This window comes from Legionella sheltonii (assembly GCF_026191355.1).
Classification (GTDB): Bacteria; Pseudomonadota; Gammaproteobacteria; order Legionellales; family Legionellaceae; genus Legionella; species Legionella sheltonii.
Genome location: NZ_JAPHOQ010000001.1, coordinates 172434 through 188215, shown reverse-complemented (window position 1 = coordinate 188215; position 15782 = coordinate 172434). Strand labels below are relative to the sequence as shown.

The window sequence follows — 15782 nt, the reverse complement described above, 5'->3', positions numbered from 1 at the left end:
TGCAAAGTCTTTAGCGTGAGGGGCTTTGTTGAATAAATAGTTTGGAGGGATACGCAGATTACCCAACTGCTTTTTTGTCATTTCCGCCATCGTGGAATTGACATCCGATTTTCAACAAAGCCGCTTGATGCAGGAACATCAGTGTTTTATAGCCAAGCTAAGAGACTTTGAACAGGCTCTAAGGCAGAGAGATGATAATTGATTATTACCAGAATGAATTAAATAAGATACGGAAACTAGCCCGAGAATATGCAGAGCATTATCCAGCAATCGCTCCTTTGTTAAGGGAACAAAGTACTGACCCCGATATCGAGCGATTGTTGGAAGGCGTTGCTTTTCTTACGAGCCAAGTACAGATGGTAATTGATGAAAAATTACCCGGAATGGTAGATGACTTAACCCAGTTATTCTTTACGCTTTATTCAAAACCAGTACCCAGTACGTCAGTCATTCAGTTTATTCCTAAAAGTAACTTAGGTGAACCGCTTTTCGTCCCTGAAGGGACTGAATTAGCCTCTATTCCAATTAATGAGATGAAATGTATATTTCGTACGACGACCCCGATACAAGTAGAGCCCGTTACGATTACGAGTATTCACTTTCAAGATTCAATTAGTGGTGTGAGTCAATTCGAAATCAATTGCCATCTTTGCGGCATCACCTTAAAAAATTGGCAAGCCTCTTCATTACGCTTTTTTATTAATCAAAATTTGCATGATGCATGTAATACCTTTTATCTACTGCAAAGGTTTGTTAGCCGAATTACAATTGAAGCACCAGGAGAAGAAAAACTGGTTTTAGCACCAGAACAGTTGCAACCGTGTGGCTTTGATAATGAAGAGGTGTTATACCCACTTCCCCCCAACATTCATCACCCTCATCGCGTTTTGTATGAGTATCTTCATCAACCCTATAAGTTTCTATTTCTTCGTTTAGTCGGTTTAGAAAAATGGCAAAGGAAGACTGATGGTTTTGATTTTAAAATCAATTTTGAATTGGAAGAAGTGCCTCAGTGGATGGCGAGTTTAGACAATTTACAATTGGTATTGCATGCCGTCCCTATAATTAATTTATTTGATCATCATGCTGAACCTATTTTTCTTGATCATAAGCAGCCCGATTATCAAATTATCCCCAATAATGATTTTGGCGAAAATTATGCAGTATATGACGTGAAGAAGGTTACCGGATACCGCCAACAAGAAAGAAAACGTATCGAGTATGATCACTTATTAAATTTTAACCAGGAATTGAATTTAAACTATAAATATACCTATCATCATCGGCCTTCGGTTACTGGTCCTGGGCGAAATACCTACATTAGTTTCTTTTATGATTTTAACAAAGGATTTCCTGTTGATGAAACCTTATCTATAGAACTTGTGTGCAGTAATGGGGCTTTACCCAGACTTTTAGATAAGGGCGACATTACGTTGCCCACTGACAGCTCGCCTGAAAATTTGACTTATACAAATCTTATCCCTCCCTCTTCTTTTTTAATTCCAACTTATGATAGGGCTTTAATATGGAATTTTCAGTCATTATTAGCACTGAATTTACTGCAACTATTGGATAAAAATCGCCTCAGACATATTTTTAATTTGTATCTCTATGAAAAAGGAGAGAACTATCAATTGAATATGAGTAGAGTAAAAGGGATTGAAAATATCATTGTGAATAAAGCGCGTCGTCTTTATTATGGAGAGATGATCGCAGGGTCTCATATTACTCTCATTTGTGACCCTGACTGTTTTAAATGCATTGGAGATATGTATTTATTTGGCTGCATGATGGATGTTTTTTTCGGACTCAATGCCCCCATCAATACATTCACTCTCTTACATTTACAAAATGCTCGAACTAAAGAGGTATGGAAATGGCAGCCGAGGTTGAACAATCCGAGCTTAATATCTTAGAGAAGCTATTAACTCAACCTAAAAGTTTTAATTTTTATCAAGCAATTCGTTTGATTGGCCATCTCATAGACTATGAAGCAACACACGAGGGATTAAAAGGAAAATTAGATATCACTCCCCTATTAACCTTGGCCTTTCCTGAAACCGACATTCATGAGATTCGCCGTCATAGTGACACAAATCATTTTACTCTAATCGCGACTTTTTTTAGTTTATACGGCACAACTTCTCCGCTTCCTACTTTTTATACAGAACAACTTATCCAAGATAATGATCAGGATTCGGATGAGGTAAAATGTTTGCTCGATATCTTTCATAAGCGACTTTATAAAATCCTTTTTCAAGCATGGTCGAAAAATAGGATATTTGAACAATTTGCAGAACATCACGATGCCATTTATAGAGAAGCACTTTTTGGGTTTATCGGGATGGCAGGAAAAGAGCTGCGAGACAAAATACCGAATTACAATGACTTGCTGCGCTATTCCAGCCACTGGGTGGCAGATAATAAATCCATTTGGAGTCTAAAAAGTCTATTAAATGATTACTTCAAGGTGCCGATTAATGTCGCTTCATTTTTCCGATCAATACAAGATATACCTGAGGAGCAATATTGCCTTTTGGGTAAAGCAAATCATCACTTAAGTAAAACAGCGTACCTAGGAAGCCAATTCAAATCGACTAGCAATAGCTTATTAATTTCTATAGGCCCACTAAGTGCCGATGTATTTCCTAAATTTTTAATCAATACTGAAAACATCAACCGATTAAAATTACTACCTCATGTTACGCACATGACCTTGTAGTTTGAATAAAAAGCATTAGAATTTCGTCCTTATTTTAGGGAGGAAGTTAAATGGATATGCTTGATCTTTATAGTGATTATTTAATTTGTCAGAACAAATATGCGACAGCCACCGGATTATCTGATTTGGTTGATGGAGCATTTGCGCATGACAAGGTGACTCGATTTCTTCGTTTTGAGTCTTTTGATTCAAAATCCCTTTGGCGCTATGTAAAAAAGCCAGTGAGGTCGCAAGAAACGGTTGGTGGTGTCTTAATACTGGATGACTCCATCGAAGAGAAACCCTACACGGATGAGAATGAAATTAATTGTTGGCATTACTCTCATGCTAAAGGGAGCGTGCTCAAAGGAATCAACATCTTGTCATGCATGGTTCGCTATGCTGACTTCAGTGTACCCATAGGGTATGAGGTGATTAAAAAAGATGTTGCCTATTGTGATATTAAAACCAAACAAGCCAGAAGAAAATCATCGGTTACCAAAAATCAATTATTTCAAAACCTGATTACTCAGGCCATTACCAATAAAGTGATGTTTGATTATGTGCTTGCAGACAACTGGTTTGGCTCGAAGGCCAATATGGTTCACATCCATAAAGACCTTCAAAAATCGTTTATCATTGGGATTAAATCTAACCGCACGTTAGCTTTATCTGAAAACGAGGCCAAAAACGGACGGTACCAACAAGTAAGAGCTTTAGAATTAGAAGAGGATGTAGCCCACACAGTCTGGCTTAAAGGCCTAGACTTCCCCGTGAGGCTCCTGAAAAAAGTGTTCAAAAACGAAAACGGTTCAACAGGAATTCTCTATCTTGTTTCTAATGACATGCCAAGTAGTGCCGAACGTCTTTATGAAGTGTACCAGAAACGGTGGCGGATTGAAGAGTATCACAAATCAATTAAGCAAAATGCAAGCTTAACCAAGTCGCCCACTCGAACCGTTAAAACTCAGTGTAATCATATTTATGCTTCTATTATTGCATACTGCAAGCTGGAATTGTTGAAGATAAAAACTCAATTAAATCATTTTGCCATTAAGTACAGATTGATCCTTAGAGCAAATCAGCTTGCATGGCGGGAGCTTAAAAATATGGCTGCTTAAAATAGATCGTGCGTAACATGAGTTACTACTCCAACTCTATGTAAAAGAGCCCTTCTCCTATTTTATTGAAGTCATTTTAGATAAAGGGTGTTTCAAACCCATACGACTGGCACACGAAACAACGAGTATTTTAGGCGTTGTAAGCTGGTTATCCCCACAGAAAGATATTGAGATGTTTAAAGTACGTTACTGGTTAAAATAATTTCAAAAAAATGAGCTAAATGCAGAGTACTTATAGCGATATGTAATCCCGGATTAAGACCGTGTCTCATCCGGGCGACACACACTGTAAATGAACTAGGTTTGTAAATTCCCACCCTCGGAACCACCTACGCCGAAAAGACCAGCGCTTAGAGCACCTGGAATAGAGGATATACTTGGTAACGCGGTAGTCCAAGTCATCCCATTATCCGCACTATAGTAGGCCAATGGAAACCCATTATTACTTGGGTCAGAATAGGAACCCACGGCCGAACAGTTTGTGCCAATGCAACTAACACCTAGCAAGCCGCCAAACTTAAAGCCCGATGGCAGAGTGTTGGTTGGCAGAAGCGAAACGGTTGACCATGTTACACCACTATTGCTACTGGTATAACTAATTGGTGCCCCTTCGTAGCTTGCATTCCGATATAAACCTACCGCAACACACTGCGTGCCAACACAACTCACTGCATTCAGAGTAGCCCCTTTATTTCCGACAGGGAGGCCACTGATTGAAAGTATTGTTGCTTGAGACCACGAATGTCCGGCATCGGTACTTGTATAGCTAAGCGGTAGCGTAATCGACGTATCTGCGGGATCAGGTGTTTCCCCAACAGCACTGCAATTATTGCCAAGACAACTGATCCCTGTCAGTTTGGCACCTCCTTGATATCCACCAGGAATCCCGGTAGTGGATTGCAGGATAGCTGATGACCAAGTCACACCATTATTGGTACTGTAATAACTTAAAGGTTGACGTTGACCTAAACTATCATAATAAAAACCAACAGCAGTACAATTTGTTCCAGAACAACTCACCGCACCTAACCTTGCGCCTTGGTTTGATGCAGGAAGTGCTGCAATAGAAAGCAAATTAGGCAAAGACCACGTGGTACCATAATCAGCACTAGAATAAGTCAGTGGCAAAGGATTAGCTCCACTTAAAGGACCAGAGAAGCCTACGGCAGTGCAATTTGAACCCACACAGCTTACTGCATTAATTTGGTTATAATTATTTATCGCAGGAATGCCAGTAGTTGAAAGTATATTGACAGCAGACCAAGTCGCGCCTCCATCTTTAGTCGAATAACTTATTGGCTGCACCGCGCCCGTATTGGTAAAATAATTACCAATAGTCGTACAGAATTTGCCAGTACATGCGACCGCAAAAAGTATTGTTTGAAAATCTGAGACTCCCGTAACAGATGGAAGCACGGCTGTGGGCCAGGTCATCCCATTATCGCTACTTTTATAAACAAGCGGAGCCGCAGTTGCATTCGTTCCGTAACCACCAACCGCTAAAGAAATCGTAGTTGGACCAGGTCCATTGTTATCTACCGTCACATTTAATGAGTTTTCTGGCGTAGGGCCTGCGCAGGTTTTACCGCCGGGAAGACAAATAAATAAATGATGCTCAGAATTGGGATCGGCTCGATTTACCTCACCCGATACTGCGAGTTTTAATGTACAGCTTTGATTCACCGACCCCATAGGTCCTAAATCAAACGTGCTGCCACAGACAGTTGGATCAGTAGGATCCGTCAGTTGTTTTACATTGGGCGGTAGCCATTTAACAAAATTTTTGACACGTGTTGTTCTCGTATTATTTGTCACTGTATATAAAGCGTTAACCGTTTCACCCTTAAAAACCGTCGTTGGCAATTTGCCTTGTGGTATGATATTGAAGGGTAAAGCGTAACTTGTCATTGAATTTAAAAAAATTGCTAAGCCAATTGAATTAAGAGAGTAACGTTTCATGTTCATCCTTTTACATGATAAAAGTTAATTGCCCCATCACTTCATTCGTATAGAAATGGGATTGTGATAAATTATTAAATGTTGGGACCTGATCTATGGAAGCATTTCCTGACTTTACTTTACCGAAGTCTGCAAATCGATAACCAACACCCACTCGTACCCAGTTGTTCACGTCAACATCAATACCGGCACCAACCCTGTATGAAAAATTAGTATGAGTCTCATCGGTAAATTGATTGCTAAAGGTGGTGAATGGCGGAGTAATCGTTACCTCATAATCCTGAAAAGAATTAATGCCCACACCTATCCCTCCGGAAACATAAGGATGAAGCACTACAGGTTGAAACGCCAAGTTATATAAGAGTTTATTTTCAAACAAAACTTGCCGAACCTGAATATCGTATTCATATGGAAATGAATCAGCCGATAGCTCATCCAAACCTTGAGTGACAATGCCGTTAACATGGAACGATGCAGGTTGATAATAACTGAACCCTGATTGCAAATCCCAAGAAGGATTTAATAAATACTCTGCCCCCAAGAAGACACCGAATAAAAATTTGGATTGATCGGATCTAGCGGGTGAATAATCAAAAAATTCGTCTTCGAGCGGATCGGCAATGGGAATAAATTCTGAAGCCCCCACACTGTCCCCGAATGCTGCGGCTCCTGAAAGAGTCAAAACAGCCCGCCAATTCATTGATTTCTCAGTCTGGTCTTTCCAAACAGCATCCTTTTTTACTGATGGGTCCGCAGCAAAACCCACTGGAGAGAGCATTCCGGTGACACAGGAAACCATTAAAACAAGTCCATTTATTTTTCTTAACAATTTCTTCATCCCTTTAATAATTCAGTCCGTAATTTTTTTGCCTAATTAATTCATTTTTTTTAAGGATTGTTGTTATAACCCTTAAAAAAAACATATATTATCAACAAATTATAAAGAATCATAGTAAGTGACCCGATGGGCACGATTGATTTGTTTTGAGTTAAATTTGCTGGTTAAAATTTATAATTTTGGCCTTTAAGGAAGGTTATACACTGGGCTTCTATTGTTTTCCTTAAAGGTTCTGATACCATGGAATAAATATTCATTCCCTTAGAAGGACTATGTCCCGCGTTCATGCGCGGTACGTAGAGTGAAAAAATTTGTGGGGATTTCTCAGAAACACGTCACAGGACGTGGAAAGATGAATTATCAAAGCCCCTAATTAACGCTCAGGTTTAAGGATAATAAAATTAAAGTCATGCTAAGAATAATATTTTGCCTCTTAATCTTCGTTATGGGTGGCTGCACTACGGGTGGAAAAGAAAAAGAGCCCCAATTAGCCAGCAGCTATCAGGATAATGCCATTCTTGTTCGTGCCGTAGCCAGCAAAGACTTAAATGAATATGATCATAAAAAACATACTTTAAAATTCAGTGTAGTCCAGGTTGAAAAATTAGATGATGTGCAAAACCAAATAGTTACTGCCGAAGGAATTAGTCAATTACTTGATGCGGATACTGAAGCGGACAACATCACACAAACGAATAAAAAAGTACACATTCGCACTTTTTTTATCGCACCTGGAATGACCCAAACCTTTACAATTGCACGTATGGCTGAGACAAAAAAAGTTCTCGTTGTCGCAGGATATTATAATTTAACCCCTGCTGGGGTAGTTCGTATCTATGAAGTTCCCGTATTTAATAAATGGAATCCGCTTACTTTTTGGAAAAAAACAAAACAGATGGGACGACTTGGAATTTATTTGGAATTTGGCTCGCAAGCGATTAACTACACTGAAAGCTCTTCAAGAAAGACCGTAATCACGAAAACAAAGAATCGTGTGTCCTTAAAAAAATATTGGGATAAATAAATATGATTTGGAATACGCCGATTGATTGGGAACATGGACTTTTTTTACAACCACAACACTTTCAATACACTGAACTCAATCAGCATTATATTCATTCGCAATTTTTGCGCTACATAACCCCATTTTTTTGGGGTTTTTCCGAATTAGAAGTCAATGACAAATCATTTAAAAGCGGCATTTTCGATATAGAAAAAATGTCATTTTTTTTACCCAGTGGGGAGTTTGTTGAGATTGATGTGAATGCCAAGTTTTTACCCCGCTCCTTTAAATCAGATTGGCCAGCAAACGCCAATTCACTGAAAGTATACATCGGTGTAAAAGAACTTTCGAAAAATGTAGCCAATGTAACCACTATCGAAAATTTAGAAAACTTAAATAGTGTGGGTACTCGTTATATTAGTTACAGTGCAGGCGATGAACTTCCCGATTACTATCACCAAGGAGCACAAGCTCATTTACGATCATTATTTTATGTAGTCAAATTATTTTGGGAGTTCGAAATTGAAAATACGCATAACTACTCCATTATCCAGGTAGCAGAGTTACGACGTACCAACGATGAAATTTATTTTGCTCCTGACTTTTATCCTTCTTGTGTCAGCATTAATGCGCACAAAAATTTAATTGCACTCCTAAACCGAATTCAGAATGATTTAGTCAAAACAACAAGCAAATTAGAAAAATTTAAACAGCCACTTGATACCTACAGCACCCATATTGATAACAGCAATTTTGCGCGTTTGTTTTCACTCCGATCATTATTACGAAATGTTGCCGTAATGGAGCATTTGCTCAATGCCAAAACCGTTCATCCCTGGGAAGTTTATGGTCTTTTACAACAGCTAATTAGTGAATTAAGTTTTTATTCAACTGAAATTAATTTTTTTGAGGGCGGCAGTGGAACTATCTCAGCAATGCCTGTTTATGATCACAGTGATTTGAGTAAAAGTTATAAACTCATCGAAGCATTAGTTACCAAATTATTAAACATTATTACTGCTGATCCGGATCGCATTCGTCGAATGGTTAAAGAGAAAAATCATTATTATGCCGATCTTGGCAACAGTTTTATCCGAAAGGATAGAAGTTATTTCTTGGTGATTTATGCTCAAGATGATCAAGAAGAAATTGCGGAGATGATTAAAGATTTTGGTAAGTTATGTGCTTATTCAGAAATTGAAAATTACATCGATTTTGCATTACCCGGAGCTCCTATCTCCAGACTTCTCTCAGTTCCTGAAGGAATACCCAAAGGGGCAAACTGTCTTTATTATCATATTGACCATAAATCCGTAATGTGGTCCAAAATTGAGATGGAAAGAAAAGTTGCATTTTATCTAGGAAAAACACCAGTAGACATCGTGATTGATATTGTCGCTGTAGGAGGATAAAGTGAATCTACAAGCCATTTTTTATGATTTATTTAAATACGTGTGGGATTTAAATGCAACTCAGTTTGCGAGCGTTAGTTATGATGAATTCAGAGGCAAAGTCACTTCGTTAATTGCTGAAATTAAAACGAAGGAACATGAAGTTGATAAATATAATTTAAATTCAGCTCTATTTGCAGTTTGTGCATGGATTGATGAATTAGTACAAAAATCAAATTGGGTAGGTGTGAGACAGTGGCAAGATAAATTGTTACAAGCTGAATATTTTAACACAACGAGTGCGGGCGAAGAGTTTTTTACTCGTTTAAGCAAAATTCCCAGTAAACAAGATGACTTAGTTCGAATTTATTACCGATGTTTGGTTCTAGGATTTGAAGGAGTTTATCATAAGCCGCTTGATAAACCTGATTTGCTAAAGTATAAAAATTTTGCATTAGAACAATTGAGCCACGGGTTTAATATGGCAAATTATCCTAGTGAGTTTGTTGCATTCCCTCTAGCATATAAAAATGATAATTTACAAATTATTCCTCCAAAATTAGATCAATATCGAAGTTTTCTCTGGTGGTTGTTACCTATTCCAGTGATTTTAATAATATATTTCTTTTTTTATTTTGTAATTAATAATACAGTTACTAATTATTTACATTTAATTAAATAGGGTTTGTATTACATCGCGAGCTTGAGTCAAAATGACTTGATTTTGAATACCGAAAAACGGCAAACAACCCTTGTCATCACGAGCGAAGCGAAGGAGCTCCACGATATAACCATCAGGATAGGAGATCCTCGTTTCGCTTGGGATGACGCGGTAAAATGTGGGCATCGGAGCGCAGAAAATCAAGAAGGTTTGGTGAAGGGAGTAGATATGGAAACAAATCCTTAGCAAGAGAGTCGAATGGGACGATTAGGACATATCATTTTTTGGATCTTGCTTGTCGTTATTTTGGGGGCTTATGCCACTTTTATAACGTTTCATCTCGATTATCCTATCTGGGTAGGTGTACTTATTTTCTTGGCCATGCTTTTGGCATTCCTGATTCTCGACAGCATTACCTGGGCTATAAGGAAGTGGTATAAAAAAAGAAAAGCAGCGAAGGCCAAAGAGACCGGCGAAAGAATCGAAACTGAAGGTTTACGTTTAACTTTAGAAAATGCGTTGAATTACATAGAAACAAATCATATTGCCGGTGGAGCAAAGCGTTTCTGGCAAATGCCCTGGATACTTTTTTTCGGTAAAACAACGATTCTCATTTCAAACGGATTGAAGCTACATACCCATTTTATGGTGGGTGATGCGGAAGATGAAGCGCTTCAGCGGAATCAAGTTTATGTGCTCGATAATTTTGTCATATGGTGTGTTGATGCAGAACTCTTTGAAACAAACACCTCAAAAAAAGTAGAAAAACAATGGCTGGATTTTCTTAAGTACATTAAGAGTCAAAAGAAATCGATTACGCCTATAGATCAAGTGGTCATTGAACTCCCTGCCTCGAAACTTTTAAATGGTGATAAATCAGACATTGCGCATCTTGCTCGAACCTTGAAAGATCGTATTGATCAAGTCAGTCTGCTCACAGGTTATCGCCAGCAAGTGCTGTTTTGCATCACTCGATGTAATGACTTAAATGGTTTTCAAGAATTCGTGGGACTCATGCCAGAGAACCTATGGACTCAAGCTATGGGTTACATTGTTGCGAATCCCCTTAAAGAGTCTACTTCAACAGAGCCGCTCAATTACATCAGTAATCGCGCTGAAGAGGTCATTGATATTGTTTTATATGAGACGCAAAAAACCATAGACGTCGCTGCATTTAATTTCCCATTGACCGTGAAAAAACTCAAAGAAAATTATTCAAGGTTCACCAATTTATTTTTTGCACCCTCACCCTATACCGAACCTGCAGTGTTGCATGGGGTTTATTTGCTCGGCGAATATCAGAACGATGGCGCTGAAGAGAGTGTATTTTATTATGATTTTATTGATCAGGTTCAGCTCTCCCTGATACGCCCTATGTCTTTATTAGGCTCGGAAATCAAACAAAGAAACAAACGAAGATGGGAGTATTTAGGTGTCTGGTATTTTGCAAGTGCACTCGCTGCAGGCTATCTAATCTATGTTTATAATGCAACATCCAATCGTTTAGTCGAACTGATAAAACCTTTACCTAAAAAAGAATCCTTCTCCGATCAATTGGAACAAAACTTACTGCTATTTGGTGATTATCATACGCTAATGAGCCAACTCGATCTCTTTAGAAATCAATTGCAAATTAAAGTATTACCTTATCGTGGTGGTTTAAATCGATTATATACTTATTACAGTGAGCAATATGTCGATCATTTTAAAAAATATATCTTAACGCTTCTTGATAATCGAATGGAGCAAATGCTTGGTCATGGTGGTAGTTTAACGGATACACAAAAAGCCTATTTAGTCCAAAATATGGTAAGCCGGATTAATTTAATCCAAGCAAAGATAATAAGCGGTGTCAGTCCCAACACTTTAATGCAAATGCCCGATCCACAAATAAGATATTTGGGATACAACCGGTTGCCTGACCGTTTTCTGAATACTTTTGGTCCACTCTACAAAGATTATGTCATTTGGGATTCGAACACCGAGCAACTAAGAGGTGAATCAGGGAAGTTAATTTTATGGCTTGATCAATCACATATCTTGTCATCGGATTTGCGTTGGCTGCTTGAGTGGGCAAATACCCAAGAAGGTGTGTCTGAAATAGGGTTAAACAGTTTCTGGATAGGCTCAAATATCGTGAGAGATTATCTCATCGCTCCAGCATACACCAAAGCAGGATTTGCAGCCATTCAGTCTCTGCTAGTACAAATTAATCATGCGTTACCCGTATATATCGACATCAGTGGCCCCAAAAATAGCTTTGAGCTGTGGTATGCTGCGACCCGACTCAGTCTATGGAAAAACTTTGCGCTTAATTTTTATAAAGGAACCAAAACACTGGCCTTTCAATATGAGTGGGATCAAACTTTTAATGACATGCTGCAAGCCAGTAGTCCGTATAATGCCTTCTTACACGATTTAGCATCAGAATTTCAAGGGAAACTCCCCTTTACAACACCTCATTGGATTCAACTTGTTCTTCAATTTTCCGATCTCATGGTGTACAGCCATAGTAGTGATAAAGGCGTTGAGTTTAAGCAACTTTCTGATCTTGTTTCCCAGTGGATGAAAAAACTACAAGAAAAACCTTCTCAATGGAACAACAACAGTGCTGGCAATCAAAATCCCCCTGTGGTTGGGCCCAATAACCTATACAACAGACCTCCTAGCGTTGCTAATAAATTAAACTTTAATACCCAAGTCAATGCAGTGAAATCGTATATGCGTTACCGTGATTTACTCAAGCAACTTTATAAGGAACCCTACGTTCAATCGGTTAAAGCGTATATGAGTGCCAGAGAACTGTATTTGAGCCAAATTGAAGTAGACAGACAATCTTCTTTAGTCATGCAAGCATATCAAGCTCTTGTCGATATGAGGCGATCACTGGAGCATTTTGATCAACTTGACTCATCCAATCCTTTTTGGATGTTGATGCGTGGTCCATTGGATTATTACATTGACTATACCAATCGTTTTGCTTCTTGCTTTATACAACAGAAGTGGCTTGATGAAGTGTACCTCCGCACGATTGCTTTAAGTGGTGAAGAGTTGAATCAAACTTTATTTGCAAAGGGTGGTTTGGTTTGGATATTCCATGACAAATATTCCCTACCTTTCGTCAAGCAAATTGGAACTCAATTCTTACCCAGGTATGTTTTGAATCATGAGTTCCCCTTCACGCCGCAGTATTATCAATTATTAAGCTTTGGCATGAGAATTAATGAAGGCCTGGAAGCGGTAGGTCATATGAAACAAAAACCCGAAGAGGGCCAAGCCGTTGATTTGATGATTCATGCGCTACCCACAAACCTAGATGCAAAGGCCACTACGCTGCCTTATAAAACTGTTTTACGCGTCGAATGTAAGGAAAAGCAATATACATTAGAAAATTATAATTACCCATCACAGCAACAAATTCCTAATTGGAAATTGGAAAGTTGTGGCCCTACCGAAATTTCTATTTACTTTGGTGGGGTTAAATTAGCAATTCAATACCACGGAGATGAAGGATTTTTGCGATTTTTACAGGATTTTAATACCGGTGTAAAAGATTTTTATCCTCATAACTTTCCAGAACATACTAAATTTTTGCAAGCGCACAAAATTGATAAAATTCGCATGAGTTATTACATCAAAGGTGGTGGTGACATCATGTGGCAGATTGAAAAATACTTTGCAGCACAAAGAGACCTCAAAGTAGCACAACAAAATCTAGCCCAGGTCTCTAAACTTCCAAGAACCATCACGGATTGTTGGGCTCAGGGGGAATACGATGTTTAAGATGGATTCCGTCACTAAGTTAGGAATCAACCCTATTCCTGGATTCAGCAAAGCCGGTCAACAATGTTATGAGTTTTCTCAGTACACGTTGATACGTAATGAGATTCAAAAACTATCACGGATTGGTCAATCATCCGAAATTGATTGGCCGCGCATTAGCGATAATGCAATTGAGTTACTGACTTATCACACCAAAGACGTACAAATCGCTTCATATTTGGCGTGCAGCTTATTTCAGCAATACCAACTTGAAGGATTAGCAGCAGGCCTTGATTTTCTTTTGGATTTCATTATCAATTTCTGGGAAGATGCATACCCGAAAGGACGTTTGCAAGCAAAAATTGAGTCATTAAACTGGTATGCAACTCAATCATTGAATCATTTATCTCAGCTCAAGCTGACCAGTGAGGATGAAGAGTTCCAGCAACCAATTATCCATACCTTAAAAAATATTGAAAGTGAACTACTTGCTCGTGCGGTAAATATCGATCTTTTTGCCAATTTGCGAGAAAAAATAGAATCGATCAATACCTTTGTTCTACCAGTTATGGAACCGAAGGAAAATTCACTTTTCGAGTTGCACGAATCAAAAACGCAGAAAGAACCAAATATCCATTTAGAACCTGCCTTACTGATGGTCACTCAATCCGCACGTGAATTAATGGAGAAGGACCCATCCAACCCTTATGCTTATTATTTAAATCGGATTGCGGCTTGGGGGGCAATCAATGTGGTACCGTATAACGAAGAGGGATTGACTCTTGTAAAGCCGCCTGAGTTCTTTAATCGAGAGCGCATCAAAAAAGTACAAAATACGGGGAACTTAATTGAAATAGTAGCAACGGCAGAAGAAATCATACCCCAAGAACCTTTTTGGTTGGACTTAAATTTGATTAGCCTTAATGCGTTAAAAAAACTCGATAAGAAATTTAATCACATTTATGATGCAGTCAAACTCGAATTAATCCATTTTATCAACAGAATCCCTGGCATTGAACAATTGCGATTTAATGACGATACTCCTTTTCTTAGCGAACTCTATGCTGAACAATTGAACCAACTTATGGTAAGGAAGGCTCCAAAGAGCGGGGGCAGTGAGAAAGCCTTGTCCGCAATAGAACAAAAGCAACTTCAAGAAATCAAAGAGGCAATCTCACAGCGAGATAAGAAAAAACAAAATTCTCCCCACCAACTTGAATTACTTCGAAAAGAATCAATAAGCGACAAGGTGAAATTACTCGCCTATATGGCTGTATCTGAATCATTGCTTGCTGCAGATGAGCACGCCATTTTAAAACCCTATACTGCATTTATTGTGGAGCTCATTGAACAGCATCAATTAATTACCTGGGAACCAAGCTTGGCCTTGGAGGCACTTATTTTGGCTTATCGCTGTATGAAATTTTTAAAAAACAATAGCTCACCACAAGAGTTAGAGCATGTATTTTCCCTGATTACGAAAATGGACGTCAACGTAGCAATGGAACTTGCTCATACTTAATTCCATGAGACTTATTAAAGCCAATTAATACTTAATCAAGACCCTCTCCCGCTTGTGGGAGAGGAGCTGGGGTGAGGGTTCATTAACCCATGACTCGACAATTCTCATCTACACGAGAATGATATAATTATGCACAAAATGTAATATTACAAATAACTTAGAGATTTACCATTCAAAGAAATAGAGCCTCAATTTTTTCTTCGGCTAAAGCAATGGCTTTAGTCTTAATCTCCTGGCCAAGATGCAATCCTTCTGCACGTATCACAGTGAAACGGGTTACCCCTATAAAATTAAAAACACTCTGCAGATAATATTCTTGATGATCCATCGCCTGCATGGATGCGTTATTCGTATAAAAATTGCCCCGAGTAGAAAGAATAATCACTCGCTTATCACCTGCAAGTCCCATGACTCCTTGCTCGGTATATTTAAATGTTTGCCCAGCCACTAAAATACGATCAATCCAGGACTTCAATTGAGAGGGGATACTAAAATTATACATCGGTGCGCCAATGACGATTTCATCGGCACTTAAAAATTCATGCAACAAAATTTTAGCAAGCGCCAACTCATTTTTTAACGCTTCGGATCGTATTGATTCAGGCTGCTTGGCGGCATTCAGTGACTCAGAGGATAGGTGGCTAAGACCTTGCTTATCCAAATCACGATAAATCAATTCTCCTTCGGGGTATGTACGTTGCCAATGATTCAAATAATGGGTCATTAATTGGCGTGAGACCGATCCTGCTTCAAGGATGCTTGAATCTAAAGCTAATAATTTCATAAAACCTCCAACATTCATTCTTTTAATTAAGCATATAGAT

Annotated in this window: 11 protein-coding genes; 8 read left to right on the top strand and 3 right to left on the bottom strand. The window is 38.6% G+C overall.

Annotated elements, in window-relative coordinates; genetic code table 11:
* The first annotated feature begins 191 nt into the window (after positions 1 to 191).
* From tssF to OQJ26_RS00785, 3 genes are read left to right on the top strand one after another with little or no spacing between them, the layout of a single operon-like run.
* On the top strand, positions 192 to 1916 hold the full coding sequence (gene tssF, locus OQJ26_RS00795) for a type VI secretion system baseplate subunit TssF (RefSeq protein WP_265702007.1): 1725 nt from the start codon (positions 192 to 194) through the stop codon (positions 1914 to 1916).
* Positions 1877 to 2722 carry a type VI secretion system baseplate subunit TssG gene (tssG, locus tag OQJ26_RS00790; protein ID WP_265702006.1) on the top strand — a complete coding sequence of 282 codons (846 nt, stop codon included), beginning with the start codon at positions 1877 to 1879 and terminating at the stop codon, positions 2720 to 2722. The genes tssF and tssG overlap by 40 nt, the downstream gene beginning before the upstream one ends.
* Before the next feature lie 50 nt (positions 2723 to 2772).
* Positions 2773 to 3822, top strand: coding sequence for an IS701 family transposase (locus OQJ26_RS00785; protein ID WP_265701959.1), 1050 nt, complete (start codon positions 2773 to 2775; stop codon positions 3820 to 3822).
* A gap of 297 nt (positions 3823 to 4119) precedes the next feature.
* Here the strand turns inward: OQJ26_RS00785 and OQJ26_RS00780 are convergent, their stop codons facing one another.
* Positions 4120 to 5781 carry a sialidase family protein gene (locus OQJ26_RS00780; RefSeq protein ID WP_265702005.1) on the bottom strand — a complete coding sequence of 554 codons (1662 nt, stop codon included), beginning with the start codon at positions 5779 to 5781 and terminating at the stop codon, positions 4120 to 4122.
* 10 nt (positions 5782 to 5791) lie between these two features.
* Positions 5792 to 6619 (bottom strand): acyloxyacyl hydrolase, encoded by an 828-nt coding sequence (locus OQJ26_RS00775; RefSeq protein WP_265702004.1) that lies wholly within the window; start codon positions 6617 to 6619, stop codon positions 5792 to 5794.
* Positions 6620 to 7064: 445 nt separating this feature from the next.
* On the opposite strand from OQJ26_RS00775, the gene OQJ26_RS00770 reads away from it, so the two are divergent.
* The 5 genes from OQJ26_RS00770 to OQJ26_RS00750 all read left to right on the top strand — a co-directional run bounded on the left by OQJ26_RS00770 (position 7065) and on the right by OQJ26_RS00750 (position 14958).
* A complete protein-coding gene (locus OQJ26_RS00770) occupies positions 7065 to 7643 on the top strand; it encodes a type VI secretion lipoprotein TssJ (protein WP_265702003.1) in 579 nt (192 codons plus the stop codon).
* A gap of 2 nt (positions 7644 to 7645) precedes the next feature.
* Positions 7646 to 9034, top strand: a complete 1389-nt coding sequence (gene tssK, locus OQJ26_RS00765; protein WP_265702002.1) for a type VI secretion system baseplate subunit TssK — start codon at positions 7646 to 7648, stop codon at positions 9032 to 9034.
* Position 9035: 1 nt separating this feature from the next.
* On the top strand, positions 9036 to 9695 hold the full coding sequence (locus OQJ26_RS00760) for a DotU family type IV/VI secretion system protein (RefSeq protein WP_265702001.1): 660 nt from the start codon (positions 9036 to 9038) through the stop codon (positions 9693 to 9695).
* A 237-nt stretch (positions 9696 to 9932) separates the two neighbouring features.
* Entirely contained in the window at positions 9933 to 13457 is a 3525-nt protein-coding gene (locus OQJ26_RS00755; protein ID WP_265702000.1) for a type VI secretion protein IcmF/TssM N-terminal domain-containing protein, read from the top strand.
* Positions 13450 to 14958 carry a TssA family type VI secretion system protein gene (locus tag OQJ26_RS00750; RefSeq protein WP_265701999.1) on the top strand — a complete coding sequence of 503 codons (1509 nt, stop codon included), beginning with the start codon at positions 13450 to 13452 and terminating at the stop codon, positions 14956 to 14958. The genes OQJ26_RS00755 and OQJ26_RS00750 overlap by 8 nt, the downstream gene beginning before the upstream one ends.
* Positions 14959 to 15130: 172 nt before the next feature.
* Here the strand turns inward: OQJ26_RS00750 and OQJ26_RS00745 are convergent, their stop codons facing one another.
* Positions 15131 to 15742 (bottom strand): FMN-dependent NADH-azoreductase, encoded by a 612-nt coding sequence (locus OQJ26_RS00745; protein WP_265701998.1) that lies wholly within the window; start codon positions 15740 to 15742, stop codon positions 15131 to 15133.
* Positions 15743 to 15782 lie beyond the last annotated feature (40 nt).

Bases quoted from the DNA above. Each gene is read 5' to 3' on its own strand.
- tssG (WP_265702006.1), top strand. From the start codon at position 1,877: ATGGCAGCCGAGGTTGAACAATCCGAGCTTAATATCTTAGAGAAGCTA.
- OQJ26_RS00770 (WP_265702003.1), top strand. From the start codon at position 7,065: ATGGGTGGCTGCACTACGGGTGGAAAAGAAAAAGAGCCCCAATTAGCC.
- tssK (WP_265702002.1), top strand. From the start codon at position 7,646: ATGATTTGGAATACGCCGATTGATTGGGAACATGGACTTTTTTTACAA.
- OQJ26_RS00775 (WP_265702004.1), bottom strand. From the start codon at position 6,619: ATGAAGAAATTGTTAAGAAAAATAAATGGACTTGTTTTAATGGTTTCC.
- OQJ26_RS00745 (WP_265701998.1), bottom strand. From the start codon at position 15,742: ATGAAATTATTAGCTTTAGATTCAAGCATCCTTGAAGCAGGATCGGTC.
- OQJ26_RS00785 (WP_265701959.1), top strand. From the start codon at position 2,773: ATGGATATGCTTGATCTTTATAGTGATTATTTAATTTGTCAGAACAAA.
- tssF (WP_265702007.1), top strand. From the start codon at position 192: ATGATAATTGATTATTACCAGAATGAATTAAATAAGATACGGAAACTA.
- OQJ26_RS00750 (WP_265701999.1), top strand. From the start codon at position 13,450: ATGTTTAAGATGGATTCCGTCACTAAGTTAGGAATCAACCCTATTCCT.
- OQJ26_RS00755 (WP_265702000.1), top strand. From the start codon at position 9,933: ATGGGACGATTAGGACATATCATTTTTTGGATCTTGCTTGTCGTTATT.
- OQJ26_RS00780 (WP_265702005.1), bottom strand. From the start codon at position 5,781: ATGAAACGTTACTCTCTTAATTCAATTGGCTTAGCAATTTTTTTAAAT.